We start from the raw sequence: 19,434 nt of genomic DNA on the forward strand, positions 1-19,434 counted from the left end.
GGCTTTAGCCGCGAAGAGGCCGGTACAGGTTAAAGCATCAGTCGTACATCACTTTCTTCTTCCAGGTCTCTTCCTCATCGGTCTTGAGCCCCTGGGTCAGTTCATTCTGCTCATCCTCCGCCGGGGCCATGCGGTCCAGCACCTGGGCATTGGCCCGGGCCAGCAGCTTCTCCAGGTAGGTCAGCTGCTCTTCATACACCTTGGGCTCCGGCTGCTTGCGCAGGTACTGCACGCCGCGTTCGAAAGCCAGGCGCGCCTGGCCTGGCTGGTTCTTCTGCAGGGCCTGCTGGCCGAGGTTGTTGAAGAACTCGATATGCAGCAGCACCAGGATATGGCGGACTTCCTTGACCCATTGCTTGGCCTCGGGCGTGGGCAGGAAGCCCTCCTGGGCGGCGCGAGTCACCTGGTTGTGCAAAGCCTCCAGCAGGAAGCGCACATCCTTGGCCTTGATCTCGGTCTGGATCGGGTTGGGCGGGTTGTTCACCGGAATCTGCCCGCCTAGGGCAATCAGCGCCTCCAGTTCGGCAATACGCGCCTTGAATCCGGCGTTGTGCTTGTCCATCGCCAGTTGACGCTGGTTCAGGTTGAGCTCCAGGCGGGTCAGCAGCAGCTTCAGCGCCGGGGTCATGAACTGGCCGGGGAAGGTCTCGGTGATTTCGCCACAACGGCGCAGGCGGTCGGCCAGCTCGACCTTCATCCGGGCGCGTTCGAGCTTGCCGTTCTCGACCACATTGTTGAGGTAGCCGATCACGATCAGCAACGCGATGCCCGCCACGATGAGCAGGGTGATCAGAAGTGGTGTCACCGTTAATGCCTCATTGAAGAAGAATTACACCCTTGAGTGTAGTGAGTTCGCCTGGAGACGAACAGCGGCTACATGCCTGCACTGGCCACTTCGCGGCTGAAGCCGCTCCCACAGGTACATCACAGGCCTCAAGTGCAGTGATGTACCTGTGGGAGCGGCTTCAGCCGCGAAGTGGCCGGTACAGGCACCCCTCCATCTATATCGGCACACCGGCCCGCAACTGCACCCCAACCCATCCGGAAGTCATTGATTTAAATAAATTTCTACAAAGGGGTTGACGCCTGTACCAACCATCCATAGAATGCGCGCCACTTGCAGCGTAAAGCACACAGCGAAACGCCGCAGGGAGTGAAAGCAGGCAGTAATGCCAGCAGCGTGTCCCCTTCGTCTAGTGGCCTAGGACACCGCCCTTTCACGGCGGTAACAGGGGTTCGAGTCCCCTAGGGGACGCCAAATTGCGGGAATAGCTCAGTTGGTAGAGCACGACCTTGCCAAGGTCGGGGTCGCGAGTTCGAGTCTCGTTTCCCGCTCCAGTTTCTCCGGCAACGCCTGACGGCGGGGCAGGAAAAGAAAATCCAGACTGAATCGTGAGGTTCAAACCTGGTGCACTGAAAAGTGTCGTGTGTCCCCTTCGTCTAGTGGCCTAGGACACCGCCCTTTCACGGCGGTAACAGGGGTTCGAGTCCCCTAGGGGACGCCAAATGCGGGAATAGCTCAGTTGGTAGAGCACGACCTTGCCAAGGTCGGGGTCGCGAGTTCGAGTCTCGTTTCCCGCTCCAGTTTAAATACTGTGGCGTCTATGCGGTGCAGTGGTGGTGAAGGTCTTCAAGGCGCTTCACGCCGATAGTGGTAAAGCTTCAAAATGCGGGAATAGCTCAGTTGGTAGAGCACGACCTTGCCAAGGTCGGGGTCGCGAGTTCGAGTCTCGTTTCCCGCTCCAAACATGTAACGCAAAAAGGGACCCTAAGGTCCCTTTTTGCGTTACATGTTTAAATTTCGCAAGCCCCCCAGTGGGCGCGTCCTGCGCCCCTGGCATAGGGCATCAGCGATAGCTGATGGTGAACTTCAGTGCCCCGCTGGCGGGCCCTGCCGTAACCGTTGGGCCATTCTGGTAGTAACGTGCCTTGAAATCCAGGCGTGTGTCGCCGATCGTCAGCCAGGTTACCGGCTCGTCTTGTTCAAGCGTCATGGGTGAGCTGTCACTGCGCAGTAGCTGGATGGCAATGCCTTGCGCCGGAGAGCTGTCATTGAGGCTGAATAACCCGAGGCTGGGGTCGATCACACTTGAACCCAGTGCGCCTTCCAGGCGAATGTGCGCACGCGCCACGCTGCCTGCCGGGTCATCCTCGCAGTCGCTCAATGTGATGTGGAAGTTGACCGGCGGCGAAGTATCACCAGGCGTGGAGAAGATGGCGGCATCGTGGGGGCCCAAGCTAACCGGGTTGTCGCTCACCGCATCGGCTTTGAGCGTGCATTGCGCCTGGTTCACGCCTGCTCCCACGCTCAACTGAAGCGCCGGACCGAGGTCGGTGATGGTGCCTGTTGCAACTCGTGTGTTGAAGTGAGTGCGGCCTGCCGGTATGGGGCCAGTCTTGATCAGGTAGTAATCGGCATTCAGGTCGTTTATCAGTAGCGGTGATGGCGAGATGTTTACCGTATTGTGGCCTTCATAGGGTACGGCTGGATGACCGTCGACGGGTCGAAAGCCGTTGTTGGCCCCGGTATAGGGGTGCCTGAGGCGGATGTACAGGCCGACCCCCGTAATGCCGGTTTCCAGTACTTTACCGGTGACGTCCCAGCCGTTAACGGGCGGTAGCGGTTTGCCATGCACCGGTACAGTGGCAGGCATGAGGAATGTCAGTACGCTGCTGCCGTCGTTGTCGCAGCGGATTTCCCGATTCGAGGGGTCCTTTGAAACCAAGCGCTGGACGGAGCCGATGACGGTGCCGAGCTCGGCATCCCTGGGCACCCAGAATTCGCCCAGGTTGACGCTGTGGCCGACCGTGCCGCTCGCCCCTTGCCAGGTGCAACCTGGAATGGCGTGGGCCTGCGGTAGGTTGATTAGCTGTGTGCCAAGGGCCAGGCCCAGGGCAAACAAGCTTGGCAGGTATCGTTGAGGTCGCATGAATAGGTTCCGTTGTTGGGCAGAAGTCATCAGGCTTCAGTGGCGGGGCAGGTCAGGGTTTGAAAGTAGAAGCCCTGCTGCTGACGCATGCTGGCGGGCTTGATCGATAGCTGACATTGCTCGGCCAGTTGCTCGCCCCATCGCACCTTCAGCACCTGACTGGTTGCTTCGGTAGCCACCAGCGCTTGGCCGCCTTGTCCCACCACCGCCAGCGTCTTGCCCTGGGTATCCTGGACCTGAGTACCGAAAGGCAATGGTTTACCCTCGGTGTTCAGCAGGGTCAGTACCAGGCGCGCAACACGACGTGCGGCGAACGTGCGCTGCACGATTGCGCCTCGTCTCGGTATGGCCTGGGCTGTGCCGTTGTCGATTTCCACATCCGGTTCGAGCTGGTCGGTGGTGAGTGTCAGGCGGTTGATCCGATAGGGCTGCAGGTGCGGTGCAAGGGCATAACCCTTGGCGTTTGTGCGCGCAGCTGTCGCGTTTTCCATGCCGGCGCCGGGGGTGTCGGGTACATGGATCAGCGCGTTGGTCTCGCCGAAACTGGGGCTGAACACCAAGCCATCGCCGTGCACCAGCGCGGAGCCGCTGGCGTTGACCGACAAATTGCGGTAGTCGTTGCCTTCAAAATAGCCGGCACCAAAGTTGACGTGCGGAGTCAGGTAGCCGGCCGATAGCTCGGCACTCTTGTTCTGCTGGCCATCATTGGCCAGAGCTGCCTGATAATTGAGGCGGTTGTCCAATGCACCGCCACTGAGGCTGGCGCGCTGGCTGAAACGCCCAGCCTGTTGCTGGGTGTCCAAGGTGACGCTGCTGCCCAGGCCGAAGTCCAGAGGGAAGGACAGACTGAGGCCGAGAATGCGGTCGTTGTCGTGGGTCTTGTTGAGTGACTGCGAGGCGAACAGGCTGTAGTTGATGCCTTTGTGATGCGTGTTGAAGTAGAACTGGTATTGACGGCGCTGGCGCTGGGTTTGCCAGTAGTCATCCTGGCTCAGGTTGAAGCTGAGCGAGCTGCTGCGGCCCAGTTGCTGGTAGATCGATGCTTCCAGGCGGCTGCGGCGGCTGCCTGGCCAGTGCTGGTCGTTGTTCCGTTGCGCCACGGCTTCGTCAAAGTCGCGAAAGCCCTCGGTGGAGTAGCGATAGCCGGCAAAGCGCAGGTGTGTACGGGTAGGAAACGCCTTGCCATAACGGGCAGCGTAACTGTTGCCGCTGACCTGGCCAAGTGCTGTGCCCAGGTCGCTGCGGGCATGGGTGACATCGAACGACAATGCGCCGGCCGCGCCAAAGTCCTTGCCTAGCCCCAAGGCGTTGGCGCTGTAGTCGTCGCTGGTCAACATGCCACCATACAGGGTGCTGCTCCAGCCGATACCACGGGCAAGGGTGCCCTGCAGCAGCTGGGGTGTTTCGTCACCGTTGGCGGTGTTGTAGCGCCCGGCCGCGAGGTTGTAGCGCCAGATGCCATCGCGCAGCAGGTTGGTCAGGGTCGAGTAGGGCTGGGTGAAGCGGCGTACCTGGCCGTCGGCCTCGGTCAGCACCACTTCCAGTTCGCCGCTGCCGCCACCGACACTGAGGTCGTCGATTTCATAGGGACCGGCGGCGACGTAGGTGCTGTAGATGGGGAAGCCGTTCTGCAGTATCTCGAGTTTGGCGCGGCTCTGGGCCACGCCGCGTATTACCGGGGCATAGCTTTGCAGGGTATCTGGCAGCATGCCCAGGTCGGAGGCCAGTTGCAGGCCTTTGATGGGTTGGCTGCGAAACACCTCGCCACCGCTGTAGGTTTCGCCCAGGGTCAATGTGCCCCAAGTGGCGGGCAGGTCGGTCTGGGCATAGGTATTGCTGTGGCGCCAGCGACGGTGCCCTTGGCCATCCTCGCGCAGGCTCTGGCTGCTGCGCAGGCGCCAGCCGGCCAGGTTCAGGCCGCTGTTGAGCAGCAGGTCGTGTTGGCTGCGGCTGCGCCCGTCGCGCTGGCTGCTGTGCATGGCCGAGGCTTGGTAATTGACGAATGCAGCATTTATACCGTGCTCCCACTGGTCCGGGGCGACGGTGCCGGCCTTGTCGCGTTGCAGCGCTGCCTGGGGAATGGACAGGTCGAGGCGCAGGCGGCTCGAATCGAACTCCACCTGGGCACCCTCCACCAGGGCGGGCAGGTCGATGCACAGTGCCTTGGCCAGTTCCGGTTTAGCCAGGCTGCGTTCGCGCAGCCCAAGGCTGAACAGCAGCCCTGGGGCCAGGCATGGGTTCAGTGTTGGCTGGCCTTGGCGTTGCTGGAATTCGATGTCGTGTTCGCCAGCGGGGGCCAGGTTGACGCGGACCTCCACGTGATATCGCCCGGGGGCCAAGCGTTGCTCGTTTGCCAGGGCACGCAGGGCGGGGTCGGCGCTGCCGGGGGCGTGGCCGCTGGACTGGTGCAGGAAGCCGGATTGGAATTGCAGCGGGGGTTCGTTGGCCAGTGCCAGGCAGGCAGGCGCTGCCAGGTAACTGCCACCGAGGGCGAGCAAGGGCGTGATGCCTCGCCAGCGCTGGGGGAGAGGGCACATAGGTATTCTCGGTAATCTACTCGGTGGCGAGCCACCGCGCGCAGGTGTTGGCTCAACTCCGGTGCCGGTAGGGCCGGGGATGTGAGCGGTGAGCGCGTGAGATTAAGGAGAGCGTCGGGTAGGAGATGTAGGGGGTGTCTGAGAGGTTGGGGGATAAGTCGTTTGGTAAAATAGCCACCATTACTCCCCTTTCTTAGCGAGAGTAATGGTGGCTAGGGCTTACTTGTCCATGAATGCTTCGGGAGTCGTATGACGTAAGTCGCTTGTCACGATCTTCTTGGGTACATTGAATGAACCTTTGTTTTGGAATGGCCGGCTAGTAGACGGTACGTCATTGTGTACGTTACCGGTCATATCAGCGACTATTTGCCGCACGTCTTCTTTAGTTAAGCCTGATCCTCGCTTGCCTGCTGGTCCTCGCTTGCCTGCTGGTCCTTGCGGGCCTTGCTCGCCTGCTGGTCCTTGCTCGCCTGCTCGTCCTCGCTTGCCTGCCGGGCCTGCCGGCCCAGCAGCACCAGTTTCTCCTGGCTTGTTCGCTCCCATTTGTGTCAGTGCCTGCGCCTTGTATCGGTTAAAGCCGAACCCACTTGTCGACTGTACAACAACGAGATTTTCGGGGCTGCTTGATGCGAACTTAGCAATATCTTTGACCAGGCTAGATGAACCATAATATGCAGCCGCGCCTGTCAGCATGCTCCCTAGGAAAACCAGCCCACCACCAATTGCCGTCAGCACATTGCTCTTGTTCGGATCGTCCTCCGTGACGCCAAGACCCTGAACAGTCAAACCAGCGACTATCAAGCTAGTGCCGATAGTTCCCACAGTCAGCCAGAAGGCGGTTTTAGCACTCAAGGCTATCCCGGCAGCCGCTGCGGTGACCGCCCCGAGCGCGACTGGCGCGAAGGTGCCAACGGTAAGGATGGCGGCGGCTATTGACACCCCAAGTGTGACCCACGCAGCTGTCTTGCTCGGCTTTTTACGCCTGCTTCCAACCTGGTCGGGAGGCGCCATGGGGCTGGCGGCATGCCCAGTAGGGTCGCGCCACATGACAGGGTTGCCATGGCAGTAAAGGTACGGGTTGATGCCGACGTCTTCCTGGTCAAGCTCATCAGGGCTGTGGAAGCGCATCAGGCCAGGGTTGTAGGCTCGATAACCGCGGCCCAGCAGGTACCAGCCCATGGCCCGTTCTCGGACTTCGCCGTTGAAGGCCAGCAGCCCGGTCAATGCAAGTGACTCTGGGGTATCGCCCCACGCGGTGTAGTTGGCATCCTCAAGATCGGCCTGCGCGCTTTCGGCAATCACACTGTTCGCCATATTGGTCCAGTACAGCCGCGGCGCAGCAGGGGCTTTGCCGTGTTGCAGGCCCAGTGGGCGTTCGCCATCGTGCAGGTAGTAGAGGTCGGTCGTGCCTGCCCGGGTACAGACCAGTCGGTTGCCTTGGTAGCGCCGTAGTTCCTCTTCTCCCTCGGCCGCTTTCACGCCGATCAGGTGGCCATGGCCGTCGTAGCGGTAGGTCAGCAGCGTTTGCTTGTCGTCTTGGCTGCGCACTTCCTGCAAGCGGCCAGATTCGTCATAGCGCAGCTTGTGTCCCCACTCGTCATTGAGCATGTTGCCATCATCGTCGTAGGCGAAATCCATTGAAGGCAGGTAGTCGGCATGGGTGTGGGTGGCGTTCTTCAACTGGAACCCTTCGCAGTTGAAGTAAGCCTTGTCCGCATCGCCGCCAGCGAAGTCGGTACGGCTGTAGATCAGGTTGTCGAGGTCGTCGAATTCATAGGACTGTTCCTTGATCGGGCGGCCTTTGGCATTGCGCGGGTAGTCACCCGTTTCGCTTTCGCAGACATAACCGATGAGCCGGTCGAGGGGATCATAGCTGAAGATCTCCTGCAGCAACTGCTGGTCCCCACGCCAAAGAGACCTGCTGTGCAGCATGCCGTCGTCGCGCCAGCGTTGCCTGATGATCTTCAGTTCGCCGGGCGTTTCACCCTTGAACAGCGTCAGGATGCGGGTTTCTTCCCGGCCGCGGCTGTCATACTGTTGCTCGCACTGCAGGGTGTAGTCGCTGTCAAGGTCGCGCGTACGGGTAAATTGCAGGCGGCCATTGTTGTCGTAAGTGAAATCGGCGCGCAGTCGGCCCTGGGTGGTCCATATCAGGCGTCCATGAGCGTCATAGCCGTGGTGGGTCGACATGCCATTACTGTCGTCCAGTGCGAAGGTGCGGCCTTGCAGCGAATCACGGTAATCACGATGGTAGGTGTCCGGTGTCTGAGTGTCGGTCCATTCCTCGTGAAGCAGGTAGCCTTGGTCTGTGTAAACGTATTTGCGTTTGCCTTGATCGTTATCGGCGTTGTTGAGTGCGGCACTGGTGGGGTCGAAGGTGAATACGCTGCGCTTCCCACCCGCAGTGATGGCGCTTGGCGTAGTGGTCAGGTCCAACAAGTACTCGTAGTCGAACGTCCGCAGTTTGCTCGTGCGCCGGGAAGGGACCATCTGGTCATTTTTTTCGCCATAGGTGTACTTCTCAGTGCGCGGCCCTGCCACCCGGCTTTTCAGGCGGCTGAGGTCGTCGTATTCACGCAGGGACACTACTGTGCCTTCTTTGTCACCTGCGGCGTGCAGGCGCAGTTGCTCGACCAACTCTTCGGCGGAATGGGCGGCAAATTTGCGACTGAGTGCAGTCTGGTTCGGCCGTATGGTTTTGGTCATACGGTCATAGGCATCATATTCAAAGCGTGTGATGCGCAGCAACTCGGCCTTGCTGTCAGGTTCACGCACCCGGCTTTCCTCGCGGGTGCAGCGGCCACTGCCGTCATAGTAATAGTCATAGCGATCGAGCGCTTCCTTGGCTGGCCCAAGATTTTTCACCTGTACGGGTTTGTTGAACAGGTTTCTTTTTTGGATCTGGTGATTGAGCCGTACATCGGGGGTATCTGGGTTGGTCTCCCAGTTGGCGGTGAAGTCGTAAAGGTAACGGTCCTCGTCATTGACCTTGCTCAACGGGCGATAGGCACTGTGCAGGCAAGTCTTGTCAGGATAGGTGGTCTTGGTCAGCTCGCCCCAGGGGCCATAGCTGAACAGGGTGGTCATGGACAACTGCTGGTCTTCAAACCCATCACCATGGTCGAAGAAGGTCTCTTCGACCAGTTGGCCCAGGCCGTTGTACTTGGCCAGGTAGGTTTGCATCTCGGGTAGACGCAATGTCGAGTACTGTGGGTCGCTGATTTCGCGCCATTGTTCCACGACCTGGTTGGCGCCATTGAACACCGTGCGAGTGATTACCCCATTGGCATCCTCGGTGATCTGAGTCAAACGTTCGCCGGCAGATGTTGCCAACTGGTAGCTATACCTGCGCTTTGCCTTGTTACCCGTAGGTGACACGATTGCCTGCGTCTGGCGGTTCAGGTCGTCATACTCATAGATTGTCTGTGTGCCGTGCATGTCTTCAGTTGAAACGACAGCGCCGGACACTGCAGACAGGTAATGTGTAACTTTTCGTTCGCTAAGCTCGAAACCTTTGACCGTCTCAGTGATGCCGTAATCGGCGTATGGCTTCTCTGGATCGCGTGGCAGGTGGGTCCAATCCGTGCGGGTGGTCATCTGCTTGAGCAGGTTGCGCAAGGTGCCCGCAGGTGCGTCGATTGGGTAAAACGTTTGTTCTTCGTAGGCCTGGCGACCATACAGGTAGGGCGAATTCTCGTCCTTGTAGATGCCCTTGTTGAGGGTGTGCAGCAGGCGTTCACCCTCGCTGATCTGTTCATGCAACGTCTGTTGTGTCAGCACAAGCCATTGATCGGTAACGCCATGAGGGCGTGTCGCGTCGGGCAGCGCATTGTACAACGTATAGGTGTATCGCTCGATCAGTACCGGGGCAGTGCTTTCCAGTCCCGGCTTTTTGCTAGGCGTGGTGGTGGTCGACTTGAGGCTGCGCTGGAACCCTTGCGGGTCCGGTGGGCAACCGTCCTCACCGTCCTTGTCGTAGTAGGCGTAGGTGGTGACGATGCCGTTGGGCTGTTCTTCAAGGATCAGGTTGCCATGTTCGGGATCGTACTCGGTGGTGGTGACTTCTTCACGCAGGGCGGTGCTGTCGCTTTCCAGCCGCCAGCGCTGGGTCACGGTGTAGGGCTGCTGGAAGTTGTTCAGCTGATACTCGAAACCGACGTTCGGGATTTCGTGGTAAACCGTCTCGGTTTCCTGGATATGCCAGTCCTGCTTGCGCGCATCTTCCGTCACATCTTCGATGACATCGCCGTACTGCGCGGTGGTTTGCAGGGTCAGCAGGTGATGGCGGTTATAGCGGTAGCTGGCCTTGCGCAACTCTTTGCCTTCGCTGGCCTCGCTGACGTGGACTTCATAGAAGTAATCGCTGCTTGCCCGGTACAGGTTGTCCTTGTCCTTTTCCCAGTTCAGCCCGCTGCCAAAGCCCAGGAAGTTGCGGTCGTTGGGGTAGCTGTAGGTGGTAGTCAAGGCCGGCTGATTGGCAAGAGGATCGACCGTGTGGGTTTTGACCCGTGGGATGCGGGCCACTGGGGCGCCGGCGAGGAGCTGGTGACCGGCATCGTCGTAGGTGATCGTCTCGATGCTGCCCAGCGGCGTCTCGACCCGGGTCAGGCAGGTCATGTTCTGCGTCGTGGCGCTGTTCTCATATTTGAACCGCCAGCTACCACGATCATGGCTCGGCAGGGTCACGCGCTCTACCCGACGGTCCTTGAGCGCTACCTCGTAACGGGTTTCGCCGAAATCTGGGTGCAGATGGTAGGTGATCAGGTTGTTCTCATAGGTGACGGACAGCAGCTTCAGGCCGCTACGGTCGACGATGCTGGACAGGCAGCGATGTTCGCCGAACCGGCCTTCATGGCTCAGCTCGATCCAGCGGCCCGATGGCGCATAGACCCGATGAGGCACGGCAATATCGAGCCCGCCCGAGCGGATGACTTTCAGCTGTTCCACCATGCCCGTGCGGTGCACGATCCTGTACTCGCCGTTGCCATCGTCCAGGAAGCGGAAGCTCTTGAGCTTCTGCTCGCTGATTTTCGGTTCGGCGCCACCGCCATCGACATGGAATTGTTCGCCGGTGTGTACCTGCAGCGAGCTGGTGGTGGGGGTGTAGCGGCTGAGGTTGAGGGTCCAGCCCTTGCCAAAGCCAGTGTCTTCTGGCGTCAGGGCGTTGAAGGCCAGACGCAAGGGCAAGTTGGGGCCGATCAGGTAGTTGCCGACCACTGCCATCAGGTCAATGCCAAGAGTGTACTGGCCGGTGCGTGGGTCGACGCTGTGATTCACAAAACTGAGGTTGTTGTACGCGTTGGAGTGGGCCGCTGAAAGCGTCATGATAGGCTCCTGTGTATACCGATTGGCTTAATTGGCTTAATTGGCTTAATTGGCAGACTTAGGAGCTTTCAGGCTCGCGCATTGCCACTGGGTATAGCCATTTTCGTCTGACCGGTGAGCTCTACCAATCAGTACCTGGTTGTCAGGGCAGGTGTAATCGCTTTCGCTTTCCGCCACGGGGCCCTGCCATCTGGAGGGTATTACCTGTAACCGGTTTTCTGGTTTATTGCTGTCTTGGTAAAGTTTGCTGCATTGAATTTGCGATAATTGATTTTCATCGCCTTCATGGAAGCGCCCGACCATGACTTCATCTGGGTTGCAGGAGGCATAAATATATTCTTGTTTATTCTTGTCGTAATTCAAGGCGTCGGTGCAGGTTGTGAAATCGTCGTCGTCGTCCTCTTTTAGTCGGTAGCCACATTCCGGGAACTTGACGGTCCATGTGGATTTTTCTTGTACTATATCGCTGCCAAGTTTGGCGCACTTGTAATAAGTTTTTGCATTCTCATTACCCAGATGCTGGCGCCCCACCATTACGGTGCCTTCAGGGCAATCGAAGTCTTCGCTTTCGCTTTCTTTGCCGGCGTCGATCCAGTCTGAGGGTGTAGTAAATTTGACATCGACCGTTTCAGGGGGGCTAGGGCCTTCTGAAACGGTGACCTGCACGCAGGAAAGGTTGTAGCTGATTCGATCATTGGCCGTGGCGGAAGCGTTCTCGACTCTGAAACCCTTGCTGCGATTGTTCATGTTGTCCATGTTGGTGACGAACTTACCTTTATAGGCCATGAGTCCGCTGAGACTTTCCGAGACGAGCGTTGAACCAGCAAGCGTTGTTTTAAGTTCGATGGAGAAATTTTTATTGCTCTCCGGGTCGCGACGAGCATGATGTTCGCTGCCCAATTCGGTCGAGCAGTGATAATCATCGGTTAACAAGATGCTTACTGCAGAAGGCGCCTTCTCGATTTCTATTGTGTCAACTCGAAGCGTGTAGCAAGGGGAGGCGGGGCTATTGATCTGGTATCGGATCGTGCGCCCCGCGGCGACACTGGGAATAGAAAGTTGACACGAACCGCGGCTGTCATTTTCTGGGTCTAGCACATCACCTGTTTTACCTCTGAGCGTAATTGTTCCCTCCCCCGCAGCCAGGGCGGAGCTGGTATGGGTCAATATGCCCATTGAAACGATGAAGACCGAGGAAAATAACAGCCCGCAGCGCAGGTGCCGTGAGGGATTTTTTATTCCGAATGCCATGGGGTTGTGCTCCTTTGATAGATAAGCGCGTGCCCTAGGGGCCGCAGCATATAAATAACGTACTTGCAGGTGATAAGGGCGCCTGATGCAAGGTTAACGAATGTAGAGGGTGTGGGCACCTGACAGTTTTGCTAGGTGGCTGACCTAGCATTTCTGACAGTAGGCAAACCAGTGGAAGCCTTGAATAATCAGGCGAAATCACTATCGCTCAGGGCGTTGCAATGAAAACGACGAACAGTAGGCCTGTGAGAGCAGAACGGCTCCCAATGCCTAATATTCCCGGCTTGACGGCCGACCATGAAGTGGATGTCGTGGGGCTGGGGGGGGAGGATCTTGATACTTATATAAAGTATGACGGCATGAAGGATGGCGATGAAATCCACGTGAGATGGGTGGGGGCCAGCCCTGCGGGGGAACCATTTGACGATATTGAGCAGATCATACCGGTCAGAGATCCTGACCCGCAGGGGCAGTTAATCAAGATCAGCAATCGCATTCTGAGCGAGGCGCTGGGTGGGACGGCCTACTATTCTTATTACATTAATGACGCTGAGCAGAATGAGTCCTTCCGGGTTTTTTGCAACATTGGTTTGCTTCCATCCGTTGAGCAGGCGCTCTCAGTGCCACTCATTCTTGAATCGCATAATCGAGTTATTGCGGTAAGCGAACTGGATGGTAGTGGTGCCAATATCTGGGTCGCACCCTATCAGACCATGGGCGAGGGCGATACCGTAACGTTGTGTGCAGAAATCCGCGACGAAGACGATGATCTCATACCGCCAGTACCGACGAAATATACGTATGTCTTGGAAAAGGAAGATGTAGGAAAAGTTCTGCGTTTCAGGGTGCCGAAGAATAAGTTTCGCGTTGGCGGTCGTGCGCAATTTTACTACCTGCTGAAGCTGGAGGGGCAAGCCGTTGAATTGAGATCTTCGGCTCAAGATTTCGAGATACGTGATAACTACCCTGCCCGGAAGGACGATGAGGCACTACTTGACCCACCAACGATCGACAGATACGCCGGTGGCCCACTCGATCCTGGGCGTTTTCCACAAGGTCTGACCGTTCGCATTCGGCAAGCACCGGGTGTGAAGGCTGGAGATGTCGCGCTGTTGTACTGGTGGAGTGGCGAAGCCGATAGCACTCAGGTGCAGAGCATTCACTTGGATGCCAGCAGTGTTGAAGGCAGTGAGATGCAATTTGTGATACCGCCCGATTCGCTGCGTGCCAGTGTTGACCTTGAGGTAAACCTCTTTTATCAGATCGCCCGCAAAGGCCGCGGCGTGACATCCCAGCGACTGCAGTTGATGGTGGAAAAACCCCGTAAATGGGTACTTCCTAATGTGGTGGGTGCGGCAGCAGAAACTGACGGTGCTGTTATCCCAGCCGCTAACGTGACGCTCGGGATGTTTGTCGACGTGCCGGAAGAGTTTGAGTTGCGTCCAGGCGAGAAACTCAGTGTGAATGCTGACGGTGATCCGGTACGTGGAAAGTGCATTGTCCTTGAGCATGAACCTGACAAGCCTCGCCGATTTCGGGTACCACCAACTGCCTTGGGTGCCAACATGGGGCGCGACGCCGCTGACACGAGCAAGCGCTTCCCGGTGAGATATCGCGTTGACGGTACTTCGGACTCTCCAGCCTTGGAGTTGCGTATACAACCGTTGCCGCGAACAAGTTATCCGCTGATTAGATGTGAAGAAGTGAAGCCGGGGGGGCTTTCGATCAAGTCTCTGGGCGAGAAGGATGCCACGTTGGTGCTACGGCGATGGACGTTCATAGCCGAAGGGCAACCGCTGACTATTGCACTGGTAGGGGTTAAAGAAGATGGATCGGCTTATGCACTTGACCTGCGTGCGGGGCGACCGGTAAGCAGTGAAGAGATTGAGAACATAGAGTTTACCCTACCGCTGCCGCTGGTTGAATTGAAAAAGCTGAAGGTGGGTCAACTGTTATACGTAAATGTGAGCGTACGATTTGATGATGTATCCGAAACATTGTTCCCATCGCTGGATTTCCAGATTCTCGAATGAGTGGCGACCGCTCAGTGCCAGGAGGTACCATGAAAAAGCAAACTGTAGAAGAATTTATAACAAAAATGAAGGAAAAGCCTCAGACCTTTCGCTGGGATGCGGTGCTGGCGTTCGCCAGGGGTAAGACTAATCAGATAATGCAGCAAGACTATATCGATCGTTTTCACGCTAACGAGTCTTACCTGCCGTTAATCGACGATAAGGTCGAAACGGTTGCTGGCAGGGTTTATCACTATCTCGAGAGTCTGCAGGTCACTACGCCAGTGTTGTCATTCATCAATGCCTCGATTGACGATTCGATGGCGCGTTTGCAGTTGCGTAGTGTATCGGGGAAGATGATCGAGGCTGAACAGCCGCCGGGCACCACTCGGCGAGAAATCATGCGTGTCGCAATGGTTGATGGATTGGTTGGGCCGACGCTGCAGATGGATATTAAGCTCAAAGCGGTTACTGGTGGCGTGGGCAAGGCGGGTGAAGTCGTACTCGATATGAGTGCGAAAAACGTGCTTCAGAGCTATTTTAATGGTGTTGATAATGACATTCAGGCTGCGATTCTCGCGAAGCACTTGCAAAACTATATTGACGAAAATTTCAAAGAATCAGAAAAGGTCTACCCTCTGAGCCAGTTGAGGCTCAACGACGAGGATGCATTGCAGCCTGGGGTTTTCATCATCCGCACCCAGGCAGGTGACGAGGCAAATGTCTGGGGTAGCGACGGCTTTGAAGACGGGCTGGTCTTGATATTCGTCGCGCTGAAAGGGAACAAGGCGGGGGACGGTCCCAATAAAGACATGATGTACCTGTTGCCCAAGGGGGGGAGTATACGAGCAACTTGGTACTTTCCAATGATCTGATTCTCAGGCAATTGTTTGTCCATGAGCTTGGCAAACGTGAACAGTTGAAAGGGGTAGAGTTCAAGCCGAGCACTAAACCGGGAGAGTTGGTGCGCGCCTACTATGCGACTAATGGAAGCATGCAGTACGCGTGGGAGTCAGATGGCTATGAAGAGTCAAATGTTTGGAGAGGGTTCAAGGTAGATAAGTTTGAATGTAAGTTTTCGAAATACGTAGCGGGGGACGATCAGCGTTTGCGTGCTGAAATTATTGGCGAAGATTTTGCCGTGAATTGGAGGGGTTCCACAGAGGAGTGTGAAGGGACCGGGCGTTACAGTCACTATCAAGGTACAGGATGGAGCAGTGTTTATTATGAAGGCTATTACATCTCGAGTTGGACGTTCAGTCAGCGTTTTCAGTGGTCATTGACATCCGTTGACGGGCGTAAACACATAGCGCTCAAGGCAGGGTCGGGTAATTACACCTTCGATACCGTACATCAGCGTGTTCGTGGAAGCGATAATGTAGTAGCCAGAGATGAATACAACAAGGGTCTGGTTAGCGTCAGGCAGGACATGCGTGAAAAGTTCGAATGGCTGCAGGAAGACCTCAGGGCCCTGGGTTTGGAGCTCGATGCCTTCCGGCTCAACGGGCTGCTATTCAGTGATGAAAGTGTTGTGGAGCCCGACGTCTTGCGGGTGCCCGGTGACATGTGTGTGTTGGGCAAACTGTCGGCTGCACGCACTGAATACACACTGACGCCCGCGATGCCCGTTGTCGCAGCGGGGGTGCCTTTCACATTCACAATTGAACCCGCCTCCAGCGGATTCCACTGGGATGTCGAAAATGTGCCTGGTGATACGGGAAATGCGGGAGAAATCGTAAATGGTGTGTATACACCACCGCCTGCCGAAAGTTTTGGGCACACGTTCAAGCGGGTGATTGTAACTGCCAGTAAAGGGGAGTGGACGGGCAAGGCTTTGGTCAACGTGGTAGCTACTCCGCTCTCGGTGTTCCCTTTGGTGGCGAGTGTTGCCACAGGAGCCGAGTTCACCCTATGGGCAGCATCAGTTGATGGAAAGGCATTGACGGCAACAGTCGAAGGTAATGCGGAAGGCGACGTGGTTACGGACGATGATCCTCTTGTACAACAGATCTGGAAGTATAAAGCGGAGATTAAGGTGCCTGAGGAAGGCTGGTCATCTCCTCTGGAGGACCTGCTGGATTACGTGTTGCGTGTGGACAAAGTGATGATCAAGAGTGCGTCCCACGGTGTTTCGAACGAAATAGCCATGATTGTTCCCTTGATGTCGGTAGGACAATACTTCGTCAAGGTCCAGGAGGCTAAGTCGAGAGGGGAAACGGCTGCATTGCAAATGGGACTTTGGACTAAGACATTCACCGGAGGTGAACGCCAGATACAACCTGAGGAAGTATGGTGGCGTTTGCTGGTGGGTAAAGGGACGCTTGACGAGAACACGGGAGTCTATACGCCGAAGGCAGGTGTACATGAGCATTATATCGCCGTTGCAGGGTTACATATTACGTTGGCCTACGATGAAGACGGCAAGGAGATAATTGACCTGCAGGCCTTCGGCTACAAGATCATTCCGGTGCCATTTGTTTCGCTGGAAAAATTGAACAGTATTCTCGGTGACGCAGCTCAGGAGGTGTCTCATGGCTAATGATATCGTGCAGGGTTCAAGCGCCAATATTGAAGTTGATTCAACGCTGGGCTGGGGTGCGATCTTTGGCGTGAGCAAAGCTGCCCTGGATCTGCAACTGCAAGAGCGGTTTCTTGAGCGCTATCGCCTGCAAAGCTTTTCACCTGCGTTCAATGATACCTTTGCCATCCATAATGGTGGCCGGCAATGGGCTGAGTTTTCCGGGCTGGTCATGGGGCCACCTGAGCTGGACTTCAGCAGAACAAACCAGCTGGACGACTGGGTCAATGCGCGCCTGGAGTTGATTACAGGCGACTTCACAGTGGTTACCAGGCTGCCCGGTCATCCGCCGTTGATCGAGTCCAGTTCAAACATCGTCAAGGGCATGGGGCTCTATCTACAAGCGCGGGTTCAGGTGAGCACTGCTGTCGATAGTGATAACGGCTACCTGACCGTGAACATTGACTGGTCCAGTGCCGAGCAATTCAGCTGCAACCTGGGGCGCACGGATTACGCCCAGCAAGTCATAGCGAATGCCTTGGGTAAGTGGCTCAAGACGATGCCGGTCAGCGAGTTGCTTAGCTGGGATCTTCGCGGTTACGGCGCTTTCGATCCTAATTATGTGAAGGTGCTGACACAACCCGCCCCCTGGACAGCGGAGCCTGATGCCGAGGGTGATGGCGCGGTGCTGTTGTTCATGCAATTGAACAGTGATGTCAAAGAGGGAACCCTGCCGTTGCCCAACGCTCCGTTACCCTATTGGTTGACGCGTGATGCGGGCCCGCAAGTGGCCATATTGGGCGCGGACTACATTGACAAGTGTGGCTACCATGCCACTGTCGCGGCTCAAGCACTGAGCCTGCGAAACCAGCGGCAACTTACCTGGAAGATGAAAGGCAGAAATGGTGTAACGCTGGGTAGTCTGGAAGACACCCCGGAAACACGTCGAGTCGAGCCTGCCTTGGCAACGCTTGCCGCAGGCAATACTCAGGCCTTTGCCTTGAAGGGTGTCGCCAATGCGGACTGGAGCGCGACCAATACCTACCTTACCAGTGCCAGCGGCAGCATGACCCAGGAAGGGGTTTACACCAGCAAGGCGTCGACGGAGTTTGTCAAGCAAACGCAACTGGTCCTGGTGGACGGGCAGAAAACTGGAGAGGAATCATCCGGTACAGCCTTGGTGGTGGAGGCCCGTGAGGCGATTCAGATCTACCCGCGGCTTGCAGTCTGGGAGCTCGGTCAGCCGGCGATCGAGATGCGAGCATCAGGAGGGAATGGCAAAACCTTGAAGTGGAGAGTGGTGGGTGAGGTATGGGGCGAGTTCGGTGCCTCGGAAGGTGCAGAGAATAGCTTTACGCCGCATATATCAGACACTTTTCTACCATTGGTTCGGCTACAGCAGTTTGAGGTTACCGATGGTGAGGTGACGGGCAGCGCCTGCGTGGTCATGATTGTCTGGCCGGCGGCCCGGGTGGTAACCCCGCATTACGTGCGCAGGGAACACACCACCGGCCCAATGGACTTCAAAGTTAGCTGGGGAGCAAAACCAGGCGTCAACCTTGACGGCTATAGATGGGAGGTTTTCGGAGACGGTCATATCGATGAAAACAGTGGGCGCTATACACCACCCGCAGCTTCGACAAGGTCCTGCAGTGTAGTCATGGCAAGCCAGGACGATCAGTTTACCGGTTACGCAATTATCGAGCACGGTACACGCACGGCCAAATCCATACAGCCGACCAGTTGGGTGGATTTGGACAAGTTCTATGTGAAGGCAACAGGGGCGGGCCGAGGGTATGCCAATGGCCTGCAGCAGATCGAGGTATTGGTAACCATTCAAACGAAGGTAAATGAAGGGGAACCGGACGTTAAGGTCAGCCCGGAAGACCTCAGTACGCTCAGGTTCTACTCGAGGGGTGGCAGCGAACTGCCAATTATTGAAGGCGATGTGGGCTTTACACCCCCCGAGGATAGTTCTGACCCAGGTTCCTGGAAAGTCAATTTGCTTCATAACCCTCGCTATGCAATGTTGACTGGCTCTGGCGCGGTGTCAGCTGCCGAGCTCCATAATGAACAGGCTACGGTGTACAAACGATACTATCTGCAAACGACGAGCGTGCTGGCGCAGGAGTTCTATGCTGTTTTTACCCGAGCGGCTGATGATATGCCTTTTAATTCGCAAGTCGTATCCTCAGATAATGGGGTGGTCAAGCTCCAGGGGGTGGAGCGTCCGGCTTATTCAGTTGACGCTTACACTGTCGGGGTCACTCGTGTTGATCAGGACCCGAATGGTCAAATTTATGACGGTGATACGTTCAGTTACATGGAGTGGACGAAAGATAGCTACCGACTCAACCTGCAACGGCAAGGCGTGCGTATTCCATTTGTAAGTGTGGTGCTGGGCCCCGATGACAATAAATCCGCCGTACGCTGGGAGTCAGAGCAATTCTCTGAAGGAGGCGTAAGTTATACGTGCTTTGCCTTGGGAGGCAGTGAGTCAAATGAGAAGTTTACGTTGTCTGGGTGGTTGCAGCGGTTGAATGCACAGCGCCGTGTTCAGTTGAGAGATGATTTTGCAGACCATCAAGGGCCTGCACGGGGTGAGTTTATGGTGGGCCTGGTTCGGCTGTCGAATTTTTCGTACCGTCATCCGGAAGATAGTCTTGAACTCTATGAGATACCCGAGGGGTTGGATCGGCCATTCAAGTTCATGCTTGTAGATAATGAAGGTAATCGCCACTACCTTCAATTCAATTACGAAGTGGGTGCTCATCGGCGCAACAAACTGTTACTTGAATTGCAGTCGGGTGTGAACTAGCTAAGTTCGCCCCGCGCTTCCTACACGAGCAGAGTTTATTTGT

Annotated in this window: 9 protein-coding genes and 5 tRNA genes; 9 read left to right on the forward strand and 5 right to left on the reverse strand. The window is 56.6% G+C overall.

Annotated features, from left to right (window positions below):
• Positions 1-37: 37 nt before the first annotated feature.
• Entirely contained in the window at positions 38-805 is a 768-nt protein-coding gene (locus RIN61_RS18885) for a hypothetical protein (RefSeq protein ID WP_112251866.1), read from the reverse strand.
• Between the two features lie 377 nt (positions 806-1,182).
• Here RIN61_RS18885 and RIN61_RS18890 point away from each other — a divergent pair.
• From RIN61_RS18890 to RIN61_RS18910, 5 genes are all read left to right on the forward strand, one after another.
• A tRNA-Glu gene (locus tag RIN61_RS18890) sits at positions 1,183-1,258 on the forward strand.
• 4 nt (positions 1,259-1,262) lie between these two features.
• Positions 1,263-1,338: transfer RNA gene (locus RIN61_RS18895), tRNA-Gly, on the forward strand.
• A 91-nt stretch (positions 1,339-1,429) separates the two neighbouring features.
• A tRNA-Glu gene (locus RIN61_RS18900) sits at positions 1,430-1,505 on the forward strand.
• Positions 1,506-1,508: 3 nt separating this feature from the next.
• A tRNA-Gly gene (locus RIN61_RS18905) sits at positions 1,509-1,584 on the forward strand.
• A gap of 85 nt (positions 1,585-1,669) precedes the next feature.
• Positions 1,670-1,745 (forward strand) — tRNA-Gly (locus tag RIN61_RS18910).
• A 102-nt stretch (positions 1,746-1,847) separates the two neighbouring features.
• Here the strand turns inward: RIN61_RS18910 and RIN61_RS18915 are convergent.
• From RIN61_RS18915 to RIN61_RS18930, 4 genes are all read right to left on the reverse strand, one after another.
• On the reverse strand, positions 1,848-2,930 hold the full coding sequence (locus RIN61_RS18915) for a fimbrial protein (protein WP_112251867.1): 1,083 nt from the start codon (positions 2,928-2,930) through the stop codon (positions 1,848-1,850).
• Positions 2,931-2,959: 29 nt separating this feature from the next.
• Positions 2,960-5,467 carry a fimbria/pilus outer membrane usher protein gene (locus RIN61_RS18920; RefSeq protein ID WP_215521533.1) on the reverse strand — a complete coding sequence of 836 codons (2,508 nt, stop codon included), beginning with the start codon at positions 5,465-5,467 and terminating at the stop codon, positions 2,960-2,962.
• Positions 5,468-5,686: 219 nt separating this feature from the next.
• Positions 5,687-10,792, reverse strand: a complete 5,106-nt coding sequence (locus RIN61_RS18925) for an RHS repeat-associated core domain-containing protein (protein WP_313853382.1) — start codon at positions 10,790-10,792, stop codon at positions 5,687-5,689.
• 45 nt (positions 10,793-10,837) lie between these two features.
• Complete coding sequence (locus RIN61_RS18930; protein WP_313853384.1) at positions 10,838-12,043, reverse strand: hypothetical protein; 1,206 nt, start codon at positions 12,041-12,043, stop codon at positions 10,838-10,840.
• Between the two features lie 266 nt (positions 12,044-12,309).
• On the opposite strand from RIN61_RS18930, the gene RIN61_RS18935 reads away from it, so the two are divergent.
• Genes RIN61_RS18935 through RIN61_RS18950 form a run of 4 tightly spaced genes read left to right on the forward strand, consistent with a single transcriptional unit; the run spans position 12,310 to position 19,391 of the window.
• Positions 12,310-14,076, forward strand: a complete 1,767-nt coding sequence (locus RIN61_RS18935) for a hypothetical protein (protein ID WP_313853386.1) — start codon at positions 12,310-12,312, stop codon at positions 14,074-14,076.
• A gap of 29 nt (positions 14,077-14,105) precedes the next feature.
• Entirely contained in the window at positions 14,106-14,930 is an 825-nt protein-coding gene (locus RIN61_RS18940; RefSeq protein WP_313853388.1) for a hypothetical protein, read from the forward strand.
• A complete protein-coding gene (locus RIN61_RS18945) occupies positions 14,909-16,594 on the forward strand; it encodes a hypothetical protein (protein WP_313853389.1) in 1,686 nt (561 codons plus the stop codon). Before RIN61_RS18940 ends, RIN61_RS18945 begins: the two co-directional genes overlap by 22 nt.
• Entirely contained in the window at positions 16,587-19,391 is a 2,805-nt protein-coding gene (locus RIN61_RS18950; RefSeq protein WP_207880049.1) for a hypothetical protein, read from the forward strand. Before RIN61_RS18945 ends, RIN61_RS18950 begins: the two co-directional genes overlap by 8 nt.
• The last annotated feature ends 43 nt before the right edge of the window (positions 19,392-19,434 follow it).

Origin of the sequence: Pseudomonas inefficax (assembly GCF_032164165.1) — a bacterium.
Taxonomy (GTDB): Bacteria; Pseudomonadota; Gammaproteobacteria; order Pseudomonadales; family Pseudomonadaceae; genus Aquipseudomonas; species Aquipseudomonas inefficax.

What these genes read in the sequence shown, in the direction of transcription:
- RIN61_RS18915 (WP_112251867.1), bottom strand. Translation starts at nt 2,930, where the DNA reads ATGCGACCTCAACGATACCTGCCAAGCTTGTTTGCCCTGGGCCTGGCC.
- RIN61_RS18920 (WP_215521533.1), bottom strand. Translation starts at nt 5,467, where the DNA reads ATGTGCCCTCTCCCCCAGCGCTGGCGAGGCATCACGCCCTTGCTCGCC.
- RIN61_RS18925 (WP_313853382.1), bottom strand. Translation starts at nt 10,792, where the DNA reads ATGACGCTTTCAGCGGCCCACTCCAACGCGTACAACAACCTCAGTTTT.
- RIN61_RS18930 (WP_313853384.1), bottom strand. Translation starts at nt 12,043, where the DNA reads ATGGCATTCGGAATAAAAAATCCCTCACGGCACCTGCGCTGCGGGCTG.
- RIN61_RS18935 (WP_313853386.1), top strand. Translation starts at nt 12,310, where the DNA reads ATGCCTAATATTCCCGGCTTGACGGCCGACCATGAAGTGGATGTCGTG.
- RIN61_RS18940 (WP_313853388.1), top strand. Translation starts at nt 14,106, where the DNA reads ATGAAAAAGCAAACTGTAGAAGAATTTATAACAAAAATGAAGGAAAAG.
- RIN61_RS18950 (WP_207880049.1), top strand. Translation starts at nt 16,587, where the DNA reads ATGGCTAATGATATCGTGCAGGGTTCAAGCGCCAATATTGAAGTTGAT.